The following is a 9,406-nucleotide window of genomic DNA, read 5'->3' on the forward strand; positions in this document are numbered from 1 at the left end:
TCTCAAAAGCAATTTACAAAATGAAGATAAGAAACCAATGGCGCCTGTCCGAAATCACCCAGAAAACACAGAGGCTGTTCGCCAAAATTCAAATAGACTACCTAAATTAAGCGGAGTTAGGGTTTAAGAATAAAGTTGGAATGCCTGTACCGACTTTTGAACGGGAATACCGGGTAATATCCAAGCAAAAAAACAAACCAACCTCTCGCCTACCGATTAGCTCTGGTGGAGCTTAGGCATTAGATATGGCTAACCGATATTCCATACCATCCCCCCCATCAATTAACATTTTTACCTGTTTTCCGGCATATTTTTAAATATACCTTAAATGTGGTATTTCATGCTTTTGTCATTACCTGTACCTTTGTCGGCATAATTTATTGACAACAATATAATAAATACAATAAACAATTAAAATCAACCAAAAAAAGAGTATCCCTTTCTTCCGCTGGCAATTGGATATGAAAGGATACTCCTACCTAAAAAGAATTTAGACATGACGAATGTAGTTAATTTTTTGAAAAGCAGCAAATCTTTGCTGTCTTTTCTTTCATTAGTTGCTCTGTGGAGCCTAAGCTTTCCGGTTTCAGCTCAGGGAAATGTCCCTATAACCGGTAAAGTAATCGACCAGCGAACAGGCGAGCCGATCATCGGAGCCAACATCCAAGCCAAGGAACTCAAAACGGGTACGGCAACCGATGTTGACGGCGGATTCCGCCTGGATATTTCTTCTTTGCCGGTTACACTATCTGTCGGTTATTTCGGTTACAAGCCGGAGGAAATCGACATTTATGAAAAACCCTCCGAACCGATTATTATTTCGCTTACCGAAACCCTGCTGAATGAGGTGGTGGTAGTAGGTTACGGAACACAGAAAAAGACCGACCTGACCGGCGCCCTGTCAAGAATATCCGAGTCGCAAATCAAGGAGCAGCCTGTACAAAACGTTATTCAGGCATTGCAGGGAAAAGTTGCCGGTGTGGACATTACCTCCAGCTTGCGTCCGGGCGGAACAGGCGAAGTGCGTGTGCGCGGCGTTCGTTCCATCACAGCCTCCAACGATCCCCTGTATGTGGTGGACGGTATTCCGGTATCGAGCGACGAAGCGGCAGTAATCAATCCTAACGACATTGTTTCGGTGGAAGTTTTAAAAGATGCCTCATCCACAGCCATTTACGGTTCAAGAGGTGCAAATGGCGTTATCCTTGTTACATTGAAAGAAGGACGAAAAGGAAAAGTTTCCATCAATTACGAATCCAGCTTCTCCTTCAGCAAGATACATTCTACAACCGATTGGATGGGGTCGGGCGAATTATTGGACTGGCAACGTCAATCACGTATCAACGGAGGAACATATACCGGCCAGTACGGTACAGCGCCCGACCCCAATTTTGATGTTCAGCAATTTGGCGGCGGCGAGCAGTACGGCATCAACAATATTAAAACTGCTTACGCATGGAATGCTGACGGAACCGTACAACTACGGCCTGCAACGCCCGAAGAAATCTCGCGGGGTTACGCGGCACAGGTTCCTGTATATAATCCCAATCAAATGTTCGACCAGCATTGGACCGATTTGGTTTCCCGCACCGGACTGATACAAAACCAGCAACTCTCACTTTCATCAGGTTCCGAAACTTCCCGGCTGTATTTTTCATTGGCCTATCTCGACCAGAAAGGAGCCCTGATTGACCAGGATTACAAACGCTATTCGTTGAACCTGAAAGGAGACGTAACGCCCAGAAAATGGCTGACCGCAGGTTTGGCATTGAGCGCTATCAAGTCGTTGCAGAACTATGGTGTGGCCGAAAACAGAAGCAACGGCGGCGGAAAGGATTCGTACAGTCAGGCACAGGCGTTGATGCCATACGCATCGGCTTACGACGAAAATGGAAAGATATTGAACACAAACAAAGTGGGGCTGTCCGAGCACAACGTATTACTGAATATTGCCAATGCAACCAACGAACACCAGTCGTTTTCGACACTCTCCAACGCATTTGCCGAAGTACGTTTCACCCCCTGGTTGAAGTATAACGTCAAACTCGGCGCTCAATTTACGCAACGCGAATATGGCTATTTTTACGGCCCTGAATATACCAATCCCTTTACGGCTATCGGCACGGCTGCACTAACAGGTTATGACAGTAACAGCAAACGCTTTTCGTGGATACTGGAAAATCTGTTGAACTTCGACAAACAAATCGGAATACACAATATCGGCGCAACCTTGTTGCAGGAATCGCAGGAAACCCTTGTTACGGGCGCTAATCTGCGGGCATACAATGTTACTTTCCCCACGTCTTTGTGGTACGACTTGCAGGACAATGCAAACAGCAAGGTAGAAGGTGGCACATCCTACCGCCGTCAGACGCTACTCTCGTACATGGGACGGGTAAATTATTCGCTGCTAGACCGTTATCTGCTGACAGCTACCGGACGTTGGGACGGCGCTTCGGTGTTGGCTGACGGACATAAATGGGCTTTCTTCCCTTCGCTGGCTTTGGCCTGGAAGTTGGAAGAAGAGAGCTTCCTGAAAGATGTGCGCTGGATAGACCAGCTCAAACTCCGGTACGGATGGGGCGTTGTAGGAAATGCTGCCGTAAGCCCCTATACTACAAGCGGCGCCATAGGTTCGGCGGTGTATGTGTTTAACGAAACAATTACCTCCGGTTATAAATCGAGCGTGATGTCCAACACCGAACTGGGCTGGGAAAAAACAAAATCGCACAATCTTGGTCTCGACTTTTCGTTCCTCAACCGTTTTTCGGGTTCTGTCGAAGTATATCAGTCGCAAACGAGCGACTTGTTGCTGCAACGTTCCATTCTTCCCATCGTAGGGTATAGCAGTATATTGGCTAATATCGGTAAAACAGAAAATAAAGGTTTGGAAATTACCTTGTCTTCTCAAAATATCAAAAACAAAACTTTCAGTTGGAAAACCGATTTGCTTTGGAGCGCTAACAAGGAAAAAATCGTAGAATTGGCAGACGGAGAAAGAGACGACGCCACCAACGGCTGGTACATTGGCCAACCCGTATCGGTTTTCCGCGATTACAAATACGACCGCTTGTGGCAAGATAATGCCGACGATGCACGTTTAATAGAACTGTACAAGAAAATAGGAAATGTAACCGCCATCCCGGGACAGGTAAAGGTGAAAGACCAGGACTTGGTTATTGTACCCGCCGGTACGGCAGGCTCCAAATCGGTAACGCTCGCGAGTGGCGAAATCGTCAACTATCAGGACAATGGCTTCGGTAAAATAGACGATGACGACAAGCAAATACTCGGCAGTATTCGTCCCGACTGGACAGCCGGATTGACCAATACTTTCAATTACAAAGATTTTGAATTTTCGTTTTTCCTCCATGCACGGGTCGGAGGTTTATATTACGGCGCACTGCAAACACTTGGCCGCAGGGTAGAAAGCGACACATGGAGCCCCGAACGGCCAAATGCATCGTATCCGCAGCCCACTACCGCCGCATTCACCAATTATAATTCGGTACGCAACTACGCCAGCGGATCGCTTATTTCGTTGCGTTATATCTCATTGGGATACACGCTTCCAAAGAAAATCCTGAAACGCTATGATCTGGGCAACGTGCAAATATACGGACAAGTGCAAAATCCGTTCATTTGGGGCGGGGAAATCGTTAAAGCCGGTTTGAACCCTGACGACACCGATGGCTGGGATACCGCAGCGGGTGCATCCAGCGGCGGCCAGAATGCCAATACCATCTTGGTTAGGAATTTTGTAATCGGAGTGAGAATTGGGCTATAATCAAATCAGTATTAATAAATTAAATATTCACGCAAATGAAAAAATATATATTCTTATCCTTGCTCATACTCTTTACTTCGTGCGAGGACTTTTTAGAAGAAGAGATGGTATCTACCATCACCCAAGATTATTTTAAAACAGAAAAAGGATTGGAAGAACTTGTTGTAAGTACCTACAATGCACTGCGCTGGAAATATGGTTACGTGCAGGAAGGCCCCTTTGCCTTTGAAACCGGTATTGATGTTACAGACCCGCAGAATAAGGCGCGAGCTATATACGACCCTTCGGCATGGTCGGCGGCGGGTGTTGCCGGACAATATACCAACAACTTGCTGGGATACGATTCGGGCGGCTCTGTCAGACAGTTATTGGGAGGCTATCCCTTAATCAGCGACTGCAACAAAGCCATTGAAATTATTCAAAGCGAAGCGCCGGGAAAATTTGAAGACGCCAATTATGCCGGTCTGCGTTTGTCGGAACTGTATTTCAACCGCGCCTGGTTTTATTACATGATGACTACTTTGCTGGGCGATGTGCCTTTGCAACTGAAAAGCGCCAACACGCTGCCCAAAGCGTTTTACTATCCCAAAGCAACTTCCGAGCAGATATATACACAGATTATCGGCGACATCCGCTTTGCGCACGACCATCTGCCCGAAATCGCCGACCGCGGACGATATACCAAATGGGCGGCATCTCACTTCCTCTCCAAGTTGTATCTGCAACGGGCGCAGGGACAAAAATATGCGCAATACCGCAATGCCGATGGCAGCATCAACCCCGACGACCCGAACGCTCACCTCGGTTTGCTGTACAAGGGAGCGGGCGTCAACGACCTGGATTCGGCGCGGATATTCGCTACGGAAGTCATCGACCATTTTTCGTCCAAAAACGGGGGCACATTCGGAGGTCTTGCAGTCGATTACTGGGATTTGTTCCGTATCGGACTGGGCGACTGGAGCAACGAAGAGAATACGGAAATCATCCTGCAAGCTTCTTACATAGCCTCTTCTACTATGGAAGATAACGGACGCTATGGTATGCGCACAGACGCGGCATATACCATCGACTACCGCAGCGCCGACTGGAATATCCCCGTTTGGACATGGGCCTACGGAGTATCGAAAGGCGAACTCTATTTGCCATCGGATTGGGGCTATGATGTCTTTACCGATAAAATCAATGACTCGAGGTTTGAAAAAAGCTTCCAGATTGAGTACGAAAGCGCTTCTTTTGACAACGCTTTGCAGACCGATGGCGCAGCATTGCCCTACAACAACGCTCAAAACAAATCGCTGACCTGGACTGCCGACGAAGCCACTTATTTCAACGCAAATATCCACGCAGGATATAACCGGACATCCTGGGACGGACGCCCTGCCGTAACCGGCGAACATAAAGTAGGTAGAGGCGATTTGGGGCTTGTATTCCTCGAAAACACCAAAGAAACAGCTATCGAAAAAAGCGTTGCCCTCGCCCAGCCATACGTCCTCTATCCACGCTGGATAAAAGACGGAAACAATTACTACTACCGCAGAACGGGTAAAGACCGTCTGGTAAGTAATCTCGGTCTGTTGCAAACATTTGGAGCAACCAACCTCCGTCCCTCGAGCCGGAAATTCATCGACCCTAACCGTACAACTGTCGATAACCATTTTGGGTCGCGCGATGTGGCTATTTTCCGCTTGGCCGAAACTTATCTCATCCGGGCCGAAGTGTATGGCCGTCAGGGCGATTACGGCAAAGCAATTAATGATATTAACGTAGTGCGCGCGCGCGCGGCATACAAAAACGGCGAAAAACGCGCCGAAGTATTAGCGCGCCTGTACCCGGGTTCCGAACAGTTATCGGCCGGAGAACGCAGTTATCCGTATCCTTCTGCCGATGATACCTACGATAAAATTAAAGTAGATGCCGGTTATTGGGATGGCGCTTCGGAAAAATCCCGCCTCGAAAACTATCCACCGGAAGCCGGAACAAATGAAGAACGGTTTATCCACTTCATCTACAACGAAGTATCCCGGGAATTTAATACCGAACAGATACTGTATGAAGGAATTCACCATGCCGGTCTCCAGCTCGAACGGGTACTTCACCACAATCAGCTGGCGTCTTCACGGCAAGGAAACTGGCCTACGTCCGACAATCCAATCAATGGCAACGGACAGGATGGAAATGGAAAAGGCGTATTTCGCGCTACGCATACTTTCAAACCTTTTCCGCAGACTTTTATTAATTTGCTTACTGACGAAAACAATGTACCTTTGTCGGGAGAAGCAAGAAAGAAATATCAGAATCCGGGATATTAAAAATTAAAACGATGAACTTAAATAATCATTTACGGGCTTTTGGCGCGATAGCGGGCATCTTTTCGTCCGCTTTCGCAACAGCTCAACAGGAAAAACCGATGAATGTGCTTTTTCTTGTTTCCGACGACATGCGCGCCGAACTCAACGTTTACGGAAGCCCTTTGGCGCTGACGCCCAATATAGACCAGCTGGCGCGGCAGGGTGTGAGATTTGAACATGCTTACTGCCAATATCCCCTGAGCGGGCCATCGCGCGCATCGCTGCTTACCGGTCGGCGACCAACTACCGGCGACCTGTACAGCAACTCGCTCCGCGAATTCTTCGGACTTACCTATCCCGATTGGATTAGTTTGCCGAAATACTTCAAACAGCATGGCTATGCCTCGCTCCGTAGCGGGAAAATTTTCCATGGCGGACTGGACGATAAGGAAGCATGGACGGAAGGCGGCGAAGACCTCAGATGGGTGAGACCCGTTACCAAAAGCGTTCCGGGCTACTTAACCGAAGAAGAATATTTGAAGCATCTCGAAGATGAACACGAGTTTACATTGGGACGCGCTCCAAGCTCCGACCGCTGGGAAGCCCTCGACAATAAAAACATCAGCAATCTTGGCGATACAAAAGTGGCCGACAAAGCCATCGAATACATCCGGCGAAGCAAGGAAACAGGACAACCGTTCTTTATTGGTTGCGGATTCTCCAAGCCACATTCTCCGCTGGTTGCCCCAAAACGCTTCTTCGACTTGTACGATACGGACAAAATACAGCTTCCACCCGACTTTGCCTCCGTTCCGTCTGTTCCTGTCGGATTTCCCGGGGGTTCCATACGTTCGGTAAACGGCGACTTGTTTATGGAGCGTCCGGCATCGCCCGAAGAAGCACGCGACATGATTAAGGCCTACCTGGCTTGCGTGAGCTACGTGGACTGGAATGTGGGACGCGTGCTGGCCGAACTGGACAAGCAGGGACTGCGCGAGAATACCATCATCGTTTTTTGGGCCGACCACGGTTATCAGCTCGGCGAAAAAGGCAAATGGTCGAAACACGCCTCGCTGTGGGAACAGGGCGCCCGTATTCCTCTCATAATCCTCGACCCGCGACTCAAAGGCAATGGACGGACTTCGCCACGAACAGTAGAGTTGCTCGACCTTTATCCTACATTGGTTGACTTGTGCGGACTGCCTCCCGTGAAAGAACTGGAAGGCGTAAGCTTGCGGCCCCTTCTGGATAATCCTTACGAAGAATGGGACAGGCCGGCCTACACCATTTGGAATGAGAATAACAAAGGAATTACCGGCGTAGTGGTACGCACCGAACGTTGGCGATATGCCGAGTTTTTCGGACGGGGAGCGGGCGCATTCCTCACCGACCCCATCAACGACCCGCACGAGTTGCGCAATCTGGTCTTTGAACCGAAATACAAAGAGGTAGTAGAAAAGCTGCACCAACTTGCATCGGATTATGTGAAAGGAAAGACCGAACTTTCGGCTCCTGAGAAAAAATAAAGAATAACATTCACTATTTTCATTATGAAGAAAATTATAACAACAAGCGCCGTACTGGGTTCGCTTTCACTTGTTCCGGCAGTTGCGCAACAGGAAAAACCGATGAATGTGCTTTTTCTTGTTTCCGACGACATGCGCGCCGAACTGAATATCTATGGCAGCCAGCTGGCGCGGACGCCGAACCTCGACCGTTTGGCGCAGCAAGGGGTGCGTTTCGAACATGCCTATTGCCAGTATCCCCTGAGCGGGCCATCGCGATCCTCGCTGCTTACCGGTCGCCGGCCTACTACCAGCGGACTTTACGGCAACGCCAATCGCGAATTTTTCGGAGCAACTTATCCCAATTGGATTAGTTTGCCGAAATACTTCAAACAGCATGGCTATGCTGCCCTGCGAACCGGAAAAATCTTCCATGGCGGAATAGACGACACCGAAGCCTGGACAGAGGGCGGTGAAGAACGCCGGTGGAGCGAACCGGTTAGCACAAAAGCGCCTTCGTCTGTTTCAAAATCAGAAATATTGGCCGCATTTTCGCGCAATCTGCCGAAACTTGGCCCCGGTCCGGTGGATGAAAAAACCCATACCGACCGCTGGGAAGCCGTTACTGGTGATTCCGTTGCCACCCTCGGCGACACAAAGGTGGCCAACAAAGCCATCGAATACATCCGGCAAAGCAAGGAATCGGGACAACCGTTTTTTATTGCTTGCGGGTTTTCCAAACCCCACTCTCCGCTGATAGCTCCTGCGGAATTTTTTGAGCAATATCCGCTCGAGAGCATCACGCTGCCGACCGATTTTGCCTCTCTACCGTCTGTTCCCGCCGATTTTCCGGCCGGGTCTATTCGCCGTACAAATGCCGACCTTTTTATCAATCGCTCGGCATCGCCCGAAGAAGCCCGCGCCATGATTCGAGCTTATCTGGCCTGCGTCAGTTATGTGGACTGGAACGTTGGTCGGGTGCTGGCCGAACTGGACAAGCAGGGACTGCGCGAGAATACCATCATCGTCTTTTGGGCCGACCATGGTTATCAGCTCGGCGAAAAAGGCAAATGGTCAAAAGCCGGTTCGTTGTGGGAACAGGGCGCTCGTGTACCGTTCTTTATCCTCGACCCGCGTGCGAAAGGAAATGGAAGCTCGTCTCCGCGCATAGTCGAAATGCTCGACCTTTATCCTACATTGGTTGACTTGTGCGGACTGCCGAAGTATAAAGAACTGGAGGGTGTAAGCCTCAAACCGCTTCTGAACAATCCGTATGCCGAATGGAACCGTCCGGCTTACACCATTTGGAATGAGCACAACAAAGGCATTACGGGTGTAGCAGTGCGCACGGAACGTTGGCGGTACGCCGAATTTTTCGGTGTAGGTGCAGGCGCATTCCTGACCGACCCCATCAACGACCCGCACGAATTAAAGAATCTGGTCAACGACCCGAAATATAAAAATGTAGTGTCGGAATTGCACAAGCTCGCCGCCAATTATGTGGCCGGTAAAGCAGAGCTTCCAGCTCGCGAATGAGTATAAATCCGGTTTAAAATTGTAGGGGCGAATCATTATTCGCCCTATATCCATCCATCTGTCATTGCGGGCCTGACCCGCAATCCCCTGTGCATTGCACAACCTCTCAGTAGAGACGTGGCGCGCCACGTCTGCCAACGACGAATTGGACGATGCATTGTACGGGGCGTATGGCATACGCCCAGCACACGACAATCAAAATACATGCAATGATGAAACATTTGCGCGTTTCGACAATGCGTGTATCGGGCGTATGCCATACGCCCCTACAATTGCGTCGTGCAATGCAC

5 protein-coding genes are annotated in these 9,406 nt (G+C 49.3%); 4 read left to right on the forward strand and 1 reads right to left on the reverse strand.

The features are described from left to right. The first annotated feature begins 496 nt into the window (after positions 1-496). The 4 genes from ACYPWY_RS14945 to ACYPWY_RS14960 are packed head-to-tail and all read left to right on the forward strand — an operon-like array spanning position 497 to position 9,116. Positions 497-3,787, forward strand: coding sequence for a SusC/RagA family TonB-linked outer membrane protein (locus ACYPWY_RS14945; protein ID WP_459686349.1), 3,291 nt, complete (start codon positions 497-499; stop codon positions 3,785-3,787). A gap of 35 nt (positions 3,788-3,822) precedes the next feature. Beyond that, positions 3,823-6,096 (forward strand): RagB/SusD family nutrient uptake outer membrane protein, encoded by a 2,274-nt coding sequence (locus ACYPWY_RS14950; protein WP_459686350.1) that lies wholly within the window; start codon positions 3,823-3,825, stop codon positions 6,094-6,096. 11 nt (positions 6,097-6,107) lie between these two features. After that, the gene (locus ACYPWY_RS14955; RefSeq protein WP_459686351.1) at positions 6,108-7,601 is read left to right on the forward strand and encodes a sulfatase; all 1,494 of its coding nucleotides are present in this window, start codon (positions 6,108-6,110) and stop codon (positions 7,599-7,601) included. A 24-nt stretch (positions 7,602-7,625) separates the two neighbouring features. Beyond that, positions 7,626-9,116: a sulfatase gene (locus ACYPWY_RS14960; RefSeq protein WP_459686352.1), complete on the forward strand. Its 1,491-nt coding sequence runs from the start codon at positions 7,626-7,628 to the stop codon at positions 9,114-9,116. 106 nt (positions 9,117-9,222) lie between these two features. Here ACYPWY_RS14960 and ACYPWY_RS14965 read toward each other — a convergent pair. Further along, a partial coding sequence (locus ACYPWY_RS14965; RefSeq protein ID WP_459686353.1) for a hypothetical protein occupies positions 9,223-9,406 on the reverse strand: 184 nt, incomplete at its 5' end.

Source organism: Viscerimonas tarda (assembly GCF_054601255.1).

Bases quoted from the DNA above. Each gene is read 5' to 3' on its own strand.
- ACYPWY_RS14945 (WP_459686349.1), top strand. From the start codon at position 497: ATGACGAATGTAGTTAATTTTTTGAAAAGCAGCAAATCTTTGCTGTCT.
- ACYPWY_RS14950 (WP_459686350.1), top strand. From the start codon at position 3,823: ATGAAAAAATATATATTCTTATCCTTGCTCATACTCTTTACTTCGTGC.
- ACYPWY_RS14955 (WP_459686351.1), top strand. From the start codon at position 6,108: ATGAACTTAAATAATCATTTACGGGCTTTTGGCGCGATAGCGGGCATC.
- ACYPWY_RS14960 (WP_459686352.1), top strand. From the start codon at position 7,626: ATGAAGAAAATTATAACAACAAGCGCCGTACTGGGTTCGCTTTCACTT.